The organism is Pseudomonas sp. BF-B-30 (assembly GCF_019956305.1).
Lineage (GTDB): Bacteria > Pseudomonadota > Gammaproteobacteria > Pseudomonadales > Pseudomonadaceae > Aquipseudomonas > Aquipseudomonas jessenii.
This window is the reverse complement of record NZ_JAHBDG010000008.1, coordinates 81,866-97,566: the sequence shown is the minus strand read 5'-3', so window position 1 is coordinate 97,566 and position 15,701 is coordinate 81,866. Positions and strand designations below refer to the sequence as shown.

Annotated in this window: 12 protein-coding genes; 10 read left to right on the top strand and 2 right to left on the bottom strand. The window is 58.7% G+C overall.

All coding sequences use genetic code 11. The features are described from left to right. The first annotated feature begins 28 nt into the window (after window positions 1-28). The gene (locus tag KGB29_RS05300) at window positions 29-397 is read left to right on the top strand and encodes a hypothetical protein (RefSeq protein ID WP_150814894.1); all 369 of its coding nucleotides are present in this window, start codon (window positions 29-31) and stop codon (window positions 395-397) included. Between the two features lie 126 nt (window positions 398-523). Here KGB29_RS05300 and KGB29_RS05295 read toward each other — a convergent pair whose 3' ends face one another. Next, window positions 524-2,119 (bottom strand): beta (1-6) glucans synthase, encoded by a 1,596-nt coding sequence (locus tag KGB29_RS05295; protein ID WP_150814893.1) that lies wholly within the window; start codon window positions 2,117-2,119, stop codon window positions 524-526. A 287-nt stretch (window positions 2,120-2,406) separates the two neighbouring features. Between KGB29_RS05295 and KGB29_RS05290 the strand changes: the two genes are divergently transcribed. From KGB29_RS05290 to KGB29_RS05280, 3 genes are all read left to right on the top strand, one after another. Next, window positions 2,407-3,258, top strand: a complete 852-nt coding sequence (locus KGB29_RS05290; RefSeq protein WP_057715833.1) for a glycine betaine ABC transporter substrate-binding protein — start codon at window positions 2,407-2,409, stop codon at window positions 3,256-3,258. Window positions 3,259-3,499: 241 nt separating this feature from the next. Then, window positions 3,500-3,811, top strand: coding sequence for a DUF485 domain-containing protein (locus tag KGB29_RS05285; RefSeq protein WP_102669691.1), 312 nt, complete (start codon window positions 3,500-3,502; stop codon window positions 3,809-3,811). Then, on the top strand, window positions 3,808-5,466 hold the full coding sequence (locus KGB29_RS05280) for a cation acetate symporter (RefSeq protein WP_154909967.1): 1,659 nt from the start codon (window positions 3,808-3,810) through the stop codon (window positions 5,464-5,466). Before KGB29_RS05285 ends, KGB29_RS05280 begins: the two co-directional genes overlap by 4 nt. A gap of 1,002 nt (window positions 5,467-6,468) precedes the next feature. Here the strand turns inward: KGB29_RS05280 and gltA are convergent. Then, window positions 6,469-7,758: a citrate synthase gene (gene gltA / locus KGB29_RS05275; RefSeq protein ID WP_007977501.1), complete on the bottom strand. Its 1,290-nt coding sequence runs from the start codon at window positions 7,756-7,758 to the stop codon at window positions 6,469-6,471. Between the two features lie 364 nt (window positions 7,759-8,122). Between gltA and sdhC the strand changes: the two genes are divergently transcribed. The 6 genes from sdhC to odhB all read left to right on the top strand — a co-directional run bounded on the left by sdhC (window position 8,123) and on the right by odhB (window position 15,699). Next, window positions 8,123-8,497, top strand: coding sequence for a succinate dehydrogenase, cytochrome b556 subunit (sdhC, locus tag KGB29_RS05270; RefSeq protein WP_032829628.1), 375 nt, complete (start codon window positions 8,123-8,125; stop codon window positions 8,495-8,497). Then, window positions 8,491-8,859, top strand: coding sequence for a succinate dehydrogenase, hydrophobic membrane anchor protein (gene sdhD, locus KGB29_RS05265; protein WP_008049683.1), 369 nt, complete (start codon window positions 8,491-8,493; stop codon window positions 8,857-8,859). Before sdhC ends, sdhD begins: the two co-directional genes overlap by 7 nt. 3 nt (window positions 8,860-8,862) lie before the next feature. Further along, a complete protein-coding gene (gene sdhA / locus KGB29_RS05260; protein WP_057715828.1) occupies window positions 8,863-10,635 on the top strand; it encodes a succinate dehydrogenase flavoprotein subunit in 1,773 nt (590 codons plus the stop codon). An 11-nt stretch (window positions 10,636-10,646) separates the two neighbouring features. Continuing rightward, window positions 10,647-11,351 (top strand): succinate dehydrogenase iron-sulfur subunit, encoded by a 705-nt coding sequence (locus KGB29_RS05255; protein ID WP_008063297.1) that lies wholly within the window; start codon window positions 10,647-10,649, stop codon window positions 11,349-11,351. A gap of 253 nt (window positions 11,352-11,604) precedes the next feature. Next, window positions 11,605-14,436 (top strand): 2-oxoglutarate dehydrogenase E1 component, encoded by a 2,832-nt coding sequence (locus KGB29_RS05250; RefSeq protein ID WP_090453893.1) that lies wholly within the window; start codon window positions 11,605-11,607, stop codon window positions 14,434-14,436. Between the two features lie 42 nt (window positions 14,437-14,478). Then, a complete protein-coding gene (odhB, locus tag KGB29_RS05245; RefSeq protein WP_056721685.1) occupies window positions 14,479-15,699 on the top strand; it encodes a 2-oxoglutarate dehydrogenase complex dihydrolipoyllysine-residue succinyltransferase in 1,221 nt (406 codons plus the stop codon). Window positions 15,700-15,701: the final 2 nt, after the last annotated feature.

Here is a 15,701-nt window from a genome sequence, read left to right as displayed (position 1 = left end):
CGCCGCTTTTCGCCAATTGGAGTGTTTCATGTCTCGCCGCTTGCCCGTGATTCTGCTGCTTGTATTGCTGCCTTTATGGTTGGCCGCCAGTTATGGCGCGCGCTATGGCTTCATGGAGGATGCGCAGTGGGTCGGCATTTGCGTGGATGAAGCGAATCGTTGGGAATGCCTGGTACGTTCGAAGCTGGGGTTGATGATTCATTTCGGGGTGCTGGGCTGGGCTGCGCTGGGCGCGGCGATCATCGGCTTTGTCGTACCGGGGCGGGCAGGCTGGTGGCTGGCGGTGCTGGCGCTGGTGTTCGGTTTTCCGGCACTGGCGTTGTACAACACCACGCTGGCGGTGTTTGCGGTGGTGATTGCGGGGTTGCGGTTGGTCAGGGCTTCTCGCAGCGCTTAAAAGTCCGTCTTCGCGAGCAAGCCCGCTCCCACATTTGATCTTTATCGCACGCAAACATTGTGTTCACTGAAGATCTACTGTGGGAGCGAGCTTGCTCGCGATGAGGTCAGTCAGGTCGCTAAAGAGTTAAACCTTGCGAACCCGCAAGCAGCGCCACAACGCAGCCACGATCAACACACTCACCAGCGCCCAACCCCAGGCCTGCTGGTTCTGCAAACCTTCACGGTACAGCTGCGGTGCAATGCCGGCACCGATGATGAAGGTCAGCAGCGCAATCTCGCGGCGCGGCACGGTCACCGGGCGGCACAGATAGACCAGTGCCGGCACGATGAACGCGACACTCGGGAAGCTGCGATAACGCGGATCGAGCACCAGTTCCAGCATCATCACGGCTGCCGCGAAACCTGTCGTTGCAACCAGCCAGCCAGCACGGCGCTCAAGCAGGTTGAAAGCTCGCCCACGCCAACCGCTGCGAGGACTCAATGTCAGCGCGGCATGGGCCAGCACCAGCAGATTCAGAGCGGTCAGCAATCCGACCCATAGCCATTCACTGGTAAAACGCGTGGTCACCCGTGCCAGGTCACCCCAGGCGCCAATCGAACACGCAGCCAAGGCACCGAGCAGGGGCAGCACCAGTGCCGACCGCGTCGTGCGGACCCGACCGCCGAGCAGCAAGGTGCCGATGAAAATCAAGCCGCCCACCGCCAGCCACTGCGACCAGTACGGTACGTTTGTCACGGGCCCCGCCAGCACGCCCTTGTCCTGGCGATCGGCGTCGAACAAGCCCCAATATCCACCGACCGCACCTTCACTGGCGCGTTTCCAGGGCTGGTCGAAGGCTTCGATCAGGTTGTAGTGCCAACCCTGTTGCTCGGCCATGGCGACAAAGCCGCGAATGAACTTGGCTTCGTTGACCCGGCTCGGCAGGGCCGTTTCGCGCTGGCGACCTTCGCTTGGCCAGCCGGTTTCGCCGATCAGCACATCCTTGGGTGCGAATTTGTTGCCGAACACCTGGCGTACATCGGCCACATGTTGCAGGGCAGCGTCGATGTTCGACGGATCATCTTCCCAGTAGGGCAGCAAGTGAATGGTCAGGAAGTCCACGGCGGGGGCAATTTCCGGATGCTTGAGCCAGAACTCCCAGACGTCGGCGTAGGTGACAGGCTGTTTGACCTGGCTCTTGACCTTGTTGATCAGTTTCGCCAATTGCGCGCCAGTGATTTCCTTGCGCAGCAGGGTTTCGTTGCCGACGATCACTGCGCTCACCACATCCGGGTTGGCATTGGCCGAGGCGATCAGCAGGTCGACTTCTTTCTCGGTGTCCACCGGGTTGCTGTTGACCCAGGCACCGATCATCAGCTTCAAGCCATGCTTGCGCGCCAGGTCCGGCAGGGCTTCGAGGCCGGTCATGGAATAGGTGCGGATGCATTCGAAGCTTTTGGACAGCAGCGCGAGGTCGGCATCCATGCGCTCGGGGCGCAAGTTGAATGGCACGTCAAACGGCGATTGATCCTTGTCGAACGGGGTGTAGGAGGCGCATTGCAGCTTGTGCGTCGCGCTGGCGACGTCCGGTAGGATCACCGGTTTGCCGAGGCCGTACCAGAAGCCGCCAAGGGCAAACAGCCCGAGCAGGCAAGCGAATAGATAAGCAGCAAAAGGGAAGCGGGAGGTCGCGGACATGGTCAGGCCGTGTGGGAGCAAAGCGGCGCATGTTACCTGCATTTGCCGCGTGCTTGGTGGCCTGCATGATTTTGACATGCAAAGTTCGAGCGGATTGGCAGGGGTGTTTGTTGCGCTGAAGATTAATGGCTTTCTGATGTCGTTTCTCGATGCCTTGAGGTCGCTGGCAGAGCAGGTCGCCATGAGCGTCAGGTTGATTATCGCAAGTGTCAGTACTCCGCTGATGTTCGAACGAGTTTGCGGTGGGCGTGATGGGGGCGCTGTGCACCATAACAATACGTTTAAGCGACTCGGCATCCGTCGAGCGCAGCACTTTCGGGGAAGTAACGATGAAGATGCGACGACTCTTGGGCGCAGGTGCGGCTTTGGTGCTGGCGATCAGTTCGGCCGTGGCGAGCGCCGCCGGCAAGGACGTGACGCTCGGTTATGTCGACGGTTGGTCGGACAGTGTCGCCACGACCAACGTGGCGGCTGAAGTGATCAGGCAGAAACTCGGTTATGACGTGAAGCTGCAAGCCGTCGCTACCGGGATCATGTGGCAGGGCGTGGCCACCGGCAAACTCGACGCCATGCTGTCGGCCTGGCTGCCGGTGACCCACGGTGAGTACTGGACGAAGAACAAGGATCAGGTCGTCGACTACGGCCCGAACTTCAAGGACGCGAAAATCGGCCTGATCGTGCCGGAGTACGTCAAGGCCAAGTCCATTGACGACCTCAAGACCGATGACACCTTCAAGAACCGCATTGTCGGCATCGACGCCGGTTCAGGCGTGATGCTCAAGACCGATCAGGCGATCAAGGACTACGACCTGACAGGTTATCAACTCAAAGCCAGTTCTGGCGCCGGCATGATCGCCGAGCTGACCCGTGCCGAGAAGAAGAACGAATCCATCGCGGTCACCGGGTGGGTACCGCACTGGATGTTCGCCAAGTGGAAACTGCGCTTCCTCGAAGACCCGAAAGGCGTGTACGGCGCGGCTGAAACCGTGAACAGCATCGGCAGCAAGGGTCTGGAAGCCAAGGCGCCGGAAGTGGCCAAGTTCCTGAAGAACTTCCAGTGGGAATCCAAGGATGAAATCGGCCAGGTAATGTTGGCGATTCAGGATGGTGCCAAACCTGAAGCCGCGGCGAAGGATTGGATCGCCAAACACCCTGAGCGTGTGGCTGACTGGACTAAATAACAGGCACCTCGCTTTAAATTGTGGGAGCGGGCTTGCTCGCGAAAGCGGTGTAACAGTCAACAATAATGTTGAATGTTATGGCCTCTTCGCGAGCAAGCCCGCTCCCACACTTGTGTATGGCGTACTGAAATTTGGCGAAAACCCCCATGGGGTTCTAAGACTAAGGTCGTCTGGAACCTGCCCCGCAGCCGCATAGAGTGGATACCGTTCCAACTAAATCTGTGCTGCGAGGATAAAAACAATGAACGACAGCATTTACCTCTCGATTCAAAACAGCCCGCGCTTCAAGGAGCTGGTTAGCAAGAGGGAACGATTCGCCTGGATTCTTTCGGCGATCATGCTAGGGCTTTACTCCGGATTCATCCTTCTGATTGCCTACGGGCCGCAGGTGCTGGGGGCGAAAATCAGCCCTGAGTCCTCGATTACCTGGGGCATACCGATCGGTATCGGGCTGATCGTTTCGGCTTTCATCCTGACCGGTATCTACGTACGACGCGCCAACGGCGAGTTCGACGACCTGAACAATGCGATTCTCAAGGAGGCTCAGCAATGATCCGCCGTCTAATGGCTCTTTTGAGCATCGCAGCTTTCGCACCTGGCGCCTGGGCGGCTGACGCCCTGACCGGTGCCGTGCAGAAGCAACCGCTTAACGTGTCCGCGATCGTGATGTTTGTCGCCTTCGTCGGTGCCACCCTGTGCATCACCTACTGGGCTTCCAAGCGTAATAATTCGGCAGCCGACTACTACGCCGCTGGCGGCAAGATCACCGGTTTCCAGAACGGTCTGGCGATTGCCGGTGACTACATGTCGGCTGCGTCCTTCCTGGGTATTTCCGCGCTGGTGTTCACCTCTGGCTACGACGGCCTGATCTACTCGATCGGCTTCCTGGTGGGCTGGCCGATCATTCTGTTCCTGATCGCCGAGCGTCTGCGTAACCTGGGCAAATACACCTTTGCCGACGTGGCGTCCTATCGCCTGGGGCAAACCCAGATCCGCTCGCTGTCCGCTTGCGGTTCGCTGGTGGTGGTGGCGTTCTACCTGATCGCGCAAATGGTCGGTGCCGGCAAGCTGATCCAACTGCTGTTCGGTCTCGATTACCACGTTGCGGTGATCCTGGTCGGTATTCTGATGTGCCTTTACGTGTTGTTCGGCGGCATGCTGGCGACCACCTGGGTGCAAATCATCAAGGCTGTCCTGCTGCTGTCCGGCGCTTCCTTCATGGCGCTGATGGTGATGAAGCACGTCAACTTCGACTTCAACATGCTGTTCTCCGAGGCTATCAAGGTCCACCCGAAAGCTGATGCGATCATGAGCCCTGGCGGCCTGGTGAAAGATCCGATCTCGGCGTTCTCCCTCGGTCTGGCGCTGATGTTCGGTACCGCTGGCCTGCCACACATCCTGATGCGCTTCTTCACCGTGAGTGACGCAAAGGAAGCTCGCAAGAGCGTGTTGTACGCAACCGGTTTCATTGGCTACTTCTACATCCTGACCTTCATCATCGGCTTCGGCGCGATCCTGCTGGTCAGCACCAACCCGGCTTTCAAAGACGCTGCTGGCGCCTTGCTGGGCGGTAACAACATGGCGGCGGTGCACCTGGCCAACGCGGTTGGCGGCAGTATCTTCCTGGGCTTCATCTCGGCAGTAGCGTTTGCGACCATTCTGGCAGTGGTTGCCGGTCTGACCCTGGCCGGTGCTTCGGCGGTGTCCCACGACCTGTATGCCAGCGTGATCAAGAAGGGCAAGGCCAACGAGAAGGACGAGATTCGCGTCTCGAAAATCACCACCATCGCGCTGGCGGTGTTGGCGATCGGTCTGGGCATTCTGTTCGAAAGCCAGAACATCGCGTTTATGGTGGGCCTGGCGTTCTCCATCGCAGCGAGCTGTAACTTCCCGGTGCTGCTGCTTTCCATGTACTGGAAAAAGCTGACCACTCGCGGTGCGATGATCGGTGGCTGGATGGGGCTGGTCAGTGCCGTGGGCCTGATGGTGCTTGGTCCGACCATCTGGGTGCAGATCCTGCATCACGAGAAAGCTATCTTCCCGTATGAGTACCCGGCGCTGTTCTCGATGATGATTGCCTTTGTCGGGATCTGGTTCTTCTCGATCACTGACAAGTCCACTGCTGCGGATAATGAGCGGGCGTTGTTCTTCCCGCAGTTTGTTCGTTCGCAGACGGGGTTGGGGGCGAGTGGGGCGGTTTCGCACTAAGGCTTCGAGATTGTTTGTGTAAGTTGGTTAAGCAGAAATGCCCCGATCGAGAGATCGGGGCATTTTTTTATTGGGCGGTAATCGACCCGGTTTTTTGGATTTGCCCGTTTTACTGTAGGAGCGAGTCTGCTCGCGAAGACTTTGTGTCAGTTGGAGTGTTTTTTGAGGGGGTACATATCCATTCCTTCGGTAACGGCGACTTATGGTTTCGCCCTTACGGCGAGTCCCTTTTGTCAAACGACACAAAAGGAACCAAAAAGTCTCGCCCCGAACGTACGGCCCCTCGCCAGGGCTCGGGGTTCCTTCGCTCCGGCATTCATCCGGGGGCATCGCCCTCCGGTTGGCTTCGCTGGCACCTACATGCGATGAGTTCGACTGCGTCGAACGGCGCTGCGCGCCAATCCCCGGATAAACACCTCCGCTCAGCCTGCCGAGGGGGCGGGTGGATCAAGATCAAAAGCTGCAGGCGAGCTAACGCTCGGCCTGATGAGTGGTGAAGAGCGTGGGGGTACGCGGCCCTGCTTTTGCTCTGCTCTTCTGTGGGAGCGAGCTTGCTCGCGATGGCGACCTGTCGGCCGATCGAAATTCTGCAGCGAGCTCAACCAGCAACCAGGCCGGCCGGTAGGCCGCCTCGGGTGCTGTTGCGGTGTACGCCCCCTCGTGAGGCCGAGTGGAGGTTCTGCGCAGTGGGCAACCCGGCATGGATGCCGGGTTAGCCGCCCACGGCCATGGATGGCCGATGGCGGCGGGCCCACGGAGCAGGACCGGAGCGAGGGAATGCCGAGCCTGGGCGAGGCACCGAATGTCAGGGGCAAAAGCGCTTGGTTACTTGGCGCTTTTCCAAGTGACCCGCCGTAAGGGCGGAACCAATAGCGGCCGTAACCGCAGAAACGGATATGTACACCATCAAAAAAGCGCACAAACAAAAACGGCCTCCTGCTCTTTATATAAAAAGCAGAGGCCGTTCCCGGTACAACTCAACACGCTACAGCAAGACAGATCTTACTTGCGGTCTTCCAGCTTGGTGATGTCACGCGACTCGTAGCCGGTGTACAACTGGCGCGGACGGCCGATCTTGTACGGGCTGGAGAGCATCTCTTTCCAGTGGGAGATCCAGCCGACGGTCCGCGCCAGGGCGAAGATCACGGTGAACATGCTGGTTGGAATGCCGATCGCCTTGAGGATGATCCCCGAGTAGAAGTCGACGTTCGGGTACAGCGAGCGTTCGATGAAGTACGGGTCGGTCAGGGCGATCTCTTCCAGGCGCATGGCCAGTTCGAGTTGCGGATCGTTCTGGATGCCCAGTTCCTTCAATACTTCGTCGCAGGTCTGCTTCATGACCGTGGCGCGCGGGTCGCGGTTTTTGTAAACGCGGTGACCGAAGCCCATCAGTTTGAACGGATCGTTCTTGTCCTTGGCCTTGGCGATGAACTTGTCGATGTTCGAAACATCGCCGATTTCATCGAGCATGGTCAGTACGGCTTCGTTCGCACCGCCGTGGGCAGGGCCCCACAGTGCAGCGATACCGGCGGCGATACAGGCGAACGGGTTGGCACCCGAAGAGCCTGCCAGGCGCACGGTGGACGTCGAGGCGTTCTGCTCGTGGTCGGCATGGAGGATGAAGATCCGGTCCATGGCCTTGGCGAGTACCGGGCTGATCGGTTTGATCTCGCACGGGGTGTTGAACATCATGTGCAGGAAGTTTTCCGCGTACGACAGGTCGTTGCGCGGGTACATCATGGGTTGGCCCATGGAGTACTTGTAAACCATCGCGGCCAGGGTCGGCATCTTGGCAACCAGGCGGATCGCGGAGATTTCGCGATGCTGCGGGTTATTGATGTCCAGGGAGTCGTGGTAGAACGCCGAGAGGGCGCCGACTACGCCGCACATGACGGCCATCGGGTGGGCGTCGCGACGGAAGCCGTTGAAGAAGGTCTTCAGCTGCTCGTGAACCATGGTGTGGTTCTTCACGGTGCTGACGAACTGGGCCTTCTGTTCTGCGGTCGGCAGTTCGCCATTGAGCAGCAGATAGCAGGTTTCCAGATAGTCCGACTTTTCAGCCAGCTGTTCGATCGGGTAGCCGCGGTGCAGCAGAATGCCGTTGTCGCCGTCGATATAGGTGATCTTCGACTCGCACGAGGCGGTCGACATGAAGCCTGGGTCAAAGGTGAAACGGCCCGTGGCCGTCAGGCCCCGAACATCGATAACATCGGGACCAACGGTGCCGGTTAAAATGGGCAGCTCGACGGGGGCTGCGCCCTCGATGATCAACTGCGCTTTTTTGTCAGCCATGTGGCCTCCTATTTATGCTTGAAATCATCAGACAGACCCCCCACGCAGGGCCCGCACCACTATAGTGAGATAAATTCGAATGTCAATTTGCCTAAAGTCTTGCTCCAGAAGGCTTTAACCGGACTTTTTTCTCGAAATTGGCTGCCATTTACGCCTTTTATGTCAGTTGCGCAATCAGCTGTTTGGGTTAGGTGTTTGCGTTGTCATTAGTAGCCTAACTGTCTATACTCGGCCACCGACCGCCAAGGGCTTTTGGGCTTGCTTTCATTGGGGGTCGCATCCCTGGGTGGTGGTTACCTGACCAGTGCACTCCCCAACAACTTTGCCCTGATTGTTAGGGGCTCTTCAGTGTGAAAAAAAAGCCGTGAAAAGCCAACGACCTGTAAACCTAGACCTAAGGACCATCAAACTCCCAGTCACTGCTTACACGTCCATCCTTCACCGAATCTCCGGTGTCATCCTCTTCGTGTGCCTTGCCATCATGCTTTACGCATTGGACAAGTCGCTGAGCTCCGAGGAAGGCTTCGGTCAGGTGAAAGCGTGTCTGACCAGTCCGCTAGCCAAGCTAGTGACATGGGGCATCCTGTCCGCTCTGCTTTATCACCTGGTAGCCGGTGTGCGCCATTTGATCATGGACATGGGCATCGGTGAGACGCTGGAAGGCGGCAAGCTGGGCTCGAAAATCGTTATCGCCGTTTCCGTGGTGGTAATCGTTCTGGCAGGAGTTTGGATATGGTAACTAACGTCACGAACCTGTCGCGTTCGGGCCTCTATGACTGGATGGCGCAACGTGTGTCTGCGGTCGTTCTCGCGGCTTACTTCATCTTCCTGATCGGATACATCGTGGCCAACCCTGGCCTCGAGTACGCCCAGTGGCATGAACTGTTCGCCCATAACGGAATGCGTATTTTCAGCCTCCTGGCCCTTGTTGCCCTCGGCGCTCACGCCTGGGTCGGCATGTGGACCATCGCGACCGACTACCTGACGCCAATGGCGTTCGGCAAGTCCGCGACCGCTATACGTTTCCTTTTCCAGGCAGTCTGCGGCGTTGCGATGTTCGCTTACTTCGTCTGGGGCGTGCAGATTCTCTGGGGTATCTGAGTCATGGCTAACATTCCAACGATTTCTTTCGACGCCATCATTATTGGTGGTGGCGGTGCCGGCATGCGCGCAGCGCTGCAACTGGCACAGGGCGGTCACAAGACTGCCGTGATCACCAAGGTTTTTCCGACCCGTTCGCACACTGTATCCGCCCAGGGCGGCATCACCTGCGCGATCGCGTCCGCTGACCCGAACGATGACTGGCGCTGGCACATGTACGATACCGTCAAGGGTTCCGACTACATCGGTGACCAGGACGCTATCGAATACATGTGTCAGGAAGGCCCGGCTGCCGTTTACGAGCTGGACCACATGGGTATGCCATTCTCGCGTACCGAGCAAGGTCGTATCTACCAGCGTCCATTCGGCGGTCAGTCCAAGGACTACGGTAAAGGCGGCCAGGCTGCGCGTACTTGCGCTGCGTCCGACCGTACCGGTCACGCTCTGCTGCACACCCTTTATCAGGGCAACCTGAAAGCCGGTACCGTGTTCCTGAACGAGTACTACGCTGTCGATCTGGTGAAGAACGGCGAAGGCGAGTTCGTCGGCGTGATCGCCATCTGCATCGAAACCGGCGAAACCACCTACATCCGCGCCAAGGCCACCGTACTGGCCACCGGCGGTGCAGGTCGTATCTACGCTTCGACCACCAACGCCCTGATCAACACCGGTGACGGCGTTGGCATGGCGCTGCGTGCTGGCGTACCGGTACAAGACATCGAAATGTGGCAGTTCCACCCGACCGGTATCGCCGGCGCTGGTGTACTGGTTACAGAAGGTTGCCGTGGTGAAGGTGGATACCTGATCAACAAGCACGGCGAGCGTTTCATGGAGCGTTATGCTCCGAACGCCAAAGACCTTGCCGGTCGTGACGTTGTTGCCCGTTCGATGGTTAAAGAGATCATCGCCGGCAACGGTTGCGGTCCGAACGGCGACCACGTGATGCTCAAGCTCGACCACCTGGGCGAAGAAGTGCTGCACAGCCGTCTGCCAGGCATCTGCGAACTGTCGAAGACTTTTGCGCACGTTGACCCGGTTGTTGCTCCGGTTCCGGTTGTTCCGACCTGCCACTATATGATGGGCGGCGTTGCCACCAACATTCATGGCCAGGCAATCACCCAGAACGCCGAAGGCGTGGACGAGATCATTCCTGGTCTGTTCGCTGTAGGTGAAGTGGCTTGCGTATCGGTTCACGGTGCCAACCGTCTGGGCGGCAACTCGCTGCTCGACCTGGTGGTATTCGGCCGTGCTGCCGGCCTGCACCTGGAAAAGGCGCTGACCGACGGTATCGAATACGACGAGGCCACCGACGCCGACATCCAGGCTGCCCTGGCGCGCCTGTCCGCCCTGAACGAGCGTACCGAAGGCGAAGACGTGGCAACCCTGCGTCGCGAGCTGCAAAACTGCATGCAGAACTACTTCGGTGTATTCCGTACCGGCGAATACATGCAGAAGGGTATTGCCCAGCTGGCTGACCTGCGCAAGCGCATCGCCAACGTGAAGATCAACGATAAGTCGCAGGCGTTCAACACTGCACGTATCGAAGCTCTGGAACTGCAGAACCTGCTGGAAGTGGCCGAAGCCACCGCCATCGCTGCTGAAGTGCGTAAAGAGTCCCGTGGTGCTCACGCCCGTGAAGACTTCGAAGATCGTGACGACGAAAACTGGCTGTGCCACACCCTTTACTTCCCGGGTGACAAGCGCGTGACCAAGCGTGCCGTGAACTTCTCGCCGAAGACTGTTCCGACTTTTGAACCTAAGATTCGGACTTATTAAGGGTGGCCGCCATGTTGCAAGTCAGCGTTTATCGTTACAACCCTGATCAGGACGCCGCGCCGTTCATGCAGGAATTCCAGGTTGATACCGGTGGTAAAGACCTGATGGTGCTGGACGTGCTGGCCCTGATCAAAGAGCAGGACGAGGGTTTCTCCTATCGTCGCTCTTGCCGTGAAGGTGTTTGCGGTTCCGACGGCATGAACATCAACGGCAAAAACGGCCTGGCGTGCGTCACGCCGCTGTCTGCTGTCGTAAAAGGTAACAAGTTGATCGTTCGTCCTCTGCCAGGTTTGCCGGTTATCCGTGACCTGGTCGTCGATATGAGCATCTTCTACAAGCAATACGAAAAGGTTAAGCCATACCTGCAGAACGACACGCCGGCTCCGGCCATCGAGCGCCTGCAGTCCCCTGAAGAACGTGAAAAGCTGGACGGTCTGTACGAGTGCATCCTGTGCGCTTGCTGCTCGACTTCCTGCCCGTCCTTCTGGTGGAACCCGGACAAGTTCCTGGGTCCAGCTGCCCTGCTGCAAGCGTACCGCTTCCTGGCAGACAGCCGTGACACCAAGACGTCCGAGCGCCTGGCTTCGCTGGATGACCCGTTCAGCGTATTCCGCTGCCGCGGGATCATGAACTGCGTCAACGTATGTCCGAAAGGCCTGAACCCGACTAAGGCCATCGGTCACATCCGTAACATGTTGCTCTCAAGCGGCGTGTGATTCAGCTGCTGTACCCGCTGTACCCGTAGATGCTACGGCGCAGGCTTCAACCGGCGCCGTAGTTTTAACCTGAGCAGCAGCTTAAAAGGCTGCGGCTCTTATTTTGAAGAAATGAGACAAGCAGGGGCATCCGGGCTGGTACCCGGACTATCAGTGTGATCCTAGTGGCTTGTTTTGGTCGCTGCATTCGGACTTCTGCAAGTTTGCTCGGTGTCGACATCGATGGTGTTCCCCTAACCGAGGGTGACCAAGCATGCAAGAAAGCGTGATGCAGCGCATGTGGAACAGCGCCTACCTATCCGGTAGTAACGCTGCCTATGTGGAAGAGCTTTACGAGCTCTACCTGCACGACCCTAACGCTGTGCCAGAAGAGTGGCGCACCTACTTCCAGAAGTTGCCTGCTGACGGCAACTCTGCCACCGATGTTTCGCACTCCACAATTCGCGATCATTTCGTCTTGCTGGCAAAGAACCAGCGCCGCGCCCAACCGGTTTCCGCCGGCAGCGTGAGCAGTGAGCACGAGAAGAAGCAAGTTGAAGTGCTGCGATTGATCCAGGCCTACCGTATGCGTGGCCACCAGGCAGCACAGCTTGACCCGCTGGGGCTGTGGCAGCGTCCTGCACCTGCAGACCTGTCGATCAATCATTACGGCTTGACCAATGCCGATCTTGATACGACCTTCCGTGCCGGCGACCTGTTCATCGGCAAAGAGGAAGCGAGCCTACGCGAAATTCACGAAGCGTTGCAGCAGACATATTGCCGCACCATCGGCGCTGAATTCACGCACATCACCGATTCCGAGCAGCGCCAGTGGTTCCAGCAGCGTCTGGAAAGCGTGCGCGGTCGTCCGACGTACTCCGCCGACATCAAGAGCCACCTGCTCGAGCGCGTGACCGCCGGCGAAGGCCTGGAAAAATACCTGGGCACCAAATACCCGGGTACCAAGCGTTTCGGTCTGGAAGGCGGCGAAAGCCTGATTCCGATGCTCGACGAGCTGATCCAGCGTTCCGGTTCCTACGGCACCAAGGAAATCGTCATCGGCATGGCCCACCGTGGCCGTCTGAACGTGCTGGTCAACACCTTCGGCAAGAACCCGCGCGAGCTGTTCGACGAGTTCGAAGGCAAGAAGAAGGTCGAGCTGGGTTCCGGTGACGTGAAATACCACCAGGGCTTCTCGTCCAATGTGATGACCACCGGCGGTGAAGTTCACCTGGCCATGGCGTTCAACCCGTCCCACCTGGAAATCGTTTCCCCGGTGGTCGAGGGTTCGGTTCGCGCCCGTCAGGATCGTCGCAACGACCCGACCGGTGAGAAGGTTCTGCCGATCTCCATCCACGGTGACGCTGCATTCGCAGGTCAAGGCGTGGTCATGGAAACCTTCCAGATGTCGCAGACCCGCGGTTTCAAGACCGGCGGTACCGTGCACATCGTGATCAACAACCAGGTCGGTTTCACCATCAGCAACCCGCTGGACTCGCGTTCCACCGAGTACGCGACCGACGTTGCGAAAATGATCCAGGCGCCGATCCTCCATGTGAATGGTGATGATCCGGAAGCCGTATTGTTCGTGACCCAGCTGGCCATCGACTACCGCATGCAGTTCAAGCGTGACGTGGTAATCGACCTGGTCTGCTACCGTCGTCGCGGCCACAACGAGGCCGACGAGCCAAGCGGCACCCAGCCTCTGATGTATCAGCAGATCACCAAACAGCGCACCACCCGTGAGCTGTATGCCGATCGTCTGACCCAGGCCGGTGTGCTGGATGCTGAGCGTGTCAAGGCGAAAGTCGACGAGTACCGCAACGCGCTGGACAACGGTCTGCACGTAGTGAAAAGCCTGGTCAAAGAGCCGAACAAAGAGTTGTTCGTGGACTGGCGTCCGTATCTGGGCCACGCCTGGACCGCGCGTCACGACACTCGCTTCGACCTCAAGACCTTGCAGGAACTGTCCGCCAAGCTGCTGGAAATCCCGGAAGGCTTCGTGGTTCAGCGCCAGGTTGCCAAGATCTACGAAGACCGCCAGAAGATGCAAGCCGGCGGCCTGCCGATCAACTGGGGTTACGCCGAAACCATGGCGTACGCGACCCTGGCGTTCGAAGGTCACCCGATTCGCATGACTGGCCAGGACATCGGCCGCGGCACGTTCTCGCACCGCCATGCTGTCCTGCACAACCAGAAGGACGCGGGCACCTACATCCCGCTGCAGAACCTGTACGACGGTCAGCCACGCTTCGACCTGTACGACTCGTTCCTGTCCGAAGAAGCGGTATTGGCGTTCGAGTACGGTTACTCGACCACCACGCCGAATGCCCTGGTTATCTGGGAAGCCCAGTTCGGCGACTTCGCCAACGGCGCCCAGGTAGTTATCGACCAGTTCATCACCAGTGGCGAGCACAAGTGGGGCCGCCTGTGCGGTCTGACCATGCTGCTGCCGCACGGTTATGAAGGTCAGGGTCCGGAGCACTCCTCGGCTCGTCTGGAGCGTTACCTGCAGTTGTGCGCCGAGCACAACATTCAGGTGTGCATGCCGACGACGCCGGCTCAGATCTACCACTTGCTGCGCCGTCAGGTGATCCGCCCGCTGCGCAAGCCACTGGTAGTCCTGACTCCGAAGTCGCTGTTGCGCCACAAGCTGGCCATCTCGACGCTGGAAGATCTGGCCGAAGGTTCGTTCCAGACCGTTATCCCGGAAATCGATGCCCAAGACCCGAAAAAGGTCGAGCGCGTTGTTCTGTGTAGCGGCAAGGTCTACTACGACCTGCTGGAAAAACGCCGTGCCGAAGGTCGTGACGACATCGCTGTCGTGCGTATCGAGCAGCTGTACCCATTCCCTGAGGACGACTTGAAAGAAGTCCTGGCTCCTTATACCAACGTCAAGCATGCCGTCTGGTGTCAGGAAGAGCCGATGAACCAGGGTGCGTGGTACTGCAGCCAACACCACATGCGTCGCAGCATCAGCAACCTCAACAAGTCTCTCGTACTCGAGTACGCGGGCCGTGAGGCTTCTGCTGCACCTGCATGCGGTTACGCATCGATGCACGCCGAACAGCAGGAACAACTGCTGCAAGACGCCTTTACTGTTTAACGCCTTCGCGCACCTGAAACCGAATTTAAGGAACCACAGACAATGGCTATCGAGATCAAAGCCCCCACTTTCCCGGAATCGGTTGCCGATGGCACCGTTGCCACCTGGCACAAACAACCGGGCGACGCGGTCAAGCGCGACGAACTGATCGTCGACATCGAAACCGACAAAGTCGTGCTGGAAGTGCTGGCTACCGCTGACGGCGTGCTGGGCGCTATCGTCAAGAACGAAGGCGAAACCGTTCTGTCCGACGAAGTTCTGGGCTCCATCGTTGAAGGCGGCGCTGCTGCTGCCGCTCCGGCTGCCGCTGCTGCTCCGGCCGCTGCTGCCGCTGCTCCAGCTGCCGGCGCTGACGAAGACGCTATCGCGGCTCCAGCTGCTCGCAAGCTGGCCGAAGAAAACGGCATCAACCTGGCTTCCGTCAAAGGCACCGGCAAAGATGGTCGTGTAACCAAGGAAGACGTGGTTGCCGCTGTCGAAGCCAAGAAAGCCGCTCCGGCTGCCGCGCCTGCCAAGGCTGCTGCACCTGCCGCCGCTGCTCCGGTATTCGCTGCTGGCGATCGCATCGAGAAGCGCGTACCGATGACCCGCGTACGTGCCACCGTGGCCAAGCGTCTGGTTGAAGCTCAATCGAACATGGCGATGCTGACCACTTTCAACGAAGTCGACATGACCGAAGTCATGGCGCTGCGTTCGAAGTACAAGGACCTGTTCGAGAAGTCCCACAACGGCGTGCGCCTGGGCTTCATGTCGTTCTTCGTGAAAGCAGCCACCGAAGCGCTGAAACGCTTCCCGGCTGTCAACGCGTCGATCGACGGCGGCGACATCGTTTACCACGGCTACGCTGACGTCGGCGTTGCAGTTTCCAGCGATCGCGGCCTGGTTGTACCGGTCCTGCGTAACGCCGAACTGATGAGCCTGGCTGAAATCGAAGGCGGCATCGCCACCTTCGGCAAGAAAGCCCGCGACGGCAAACTGTCGATGGACGAAATGACCGGTGGTACTTTCACCATCACCAACGGTGGTACTTTCGGTTCGATGATGTCGACCCCGATCGTCAACCCGCCACAAGCAGCCATCCTGGGCATGCACAACATCATCCAGCGTCCGATGGCCATCAACGGCCAGGTCGTTATCCGTCCGATGATGTACCTGGCACTGTCCTACGATCACCGTCTGATCGATGGCAAAGAAGCTGTGACCTTCCTGGTGACCATCAAGAACCTGCTGGAAGATCCGGCTCGTCTGTTGCTGGATATCTGATA

Bases quoted from the DNA above. Each gene is read 5' to 3' on its own strand.
- KGB29_RS05300 (WP_150814894.1), top strand. From the start codon at position 29: ATGTCTCGCCGCTTGCCCGTGATTCTGCTGCTTGTATTGCTGCCTTTA.
- gltA (WP_007977501.1), bottom strand. From the start codon at position 7,758: ATGGCTGACAAAAAAGCGCAGTTGATCATCGAGGGCGCAGCCCCCGTC.
- KGB29_RS05285 (WP_102669691.1), top strand. From the start codon at position 3,500: ATGAACGACAGCATTTACCTCTCGATTCAAAACAGCCCGCGCTTCAAG.
- KGB29_RS05280 (WP_154909967.1), top strand. From the start codon at position 3,808: ATGATCCGCCGTCTAATGGCTCTTTTGAGCATCGCAGCTTTCGCACCT.
- KGB29_RS05290 (WP_057715833.1), top strand. From the start codon at position 2,407: ATGAAGATGCGACGACTCTTGGGCGCAGGTGCGGCTTTGGTGCTGGCG.
- sdhA (WP_057715828.1), top strand. From the start codon at position 8,863: ATGGCTAACATTCCAACGATTTCTTTCGACGCCATCATTATTGGTGGT.
- odhB (WP_056721685.1), top strand. From the start codon at position 14,479: ATGGCTATCGAGATCAAAGCCCCCACTTTCCCGGAATCGGTTGCCGAT.
- KGB29_RS05250 (WP_090453893.1), top strand. From the start codon at position 11,605: ATGCAAGAAAGCGTGATGCAGCGCATGTGGAACAGCGCCTACCTATCC.
- KGB29_RS05255 (WP_008063297.1), top strand. From the start codon at position 10,647: ATGTTGCAAGTCAGCGTTTATCGTTACAACCCTGATCAGGACGCCGCG.
- sdhD (WP_008049683.1), top strand. From the start codon at position 8,491: ATGGTAACTAACGTCACGAACCTGTCGCGTTCGGGCCTCTATGACTGG.
- KGB29_RS05295 (WP_150814893.1), bottom strand. From the start codon at position 2,119: ATGCAGGTAACATGCGCCGCTTTGCTCCCACACGGCCTGACCATGTCC.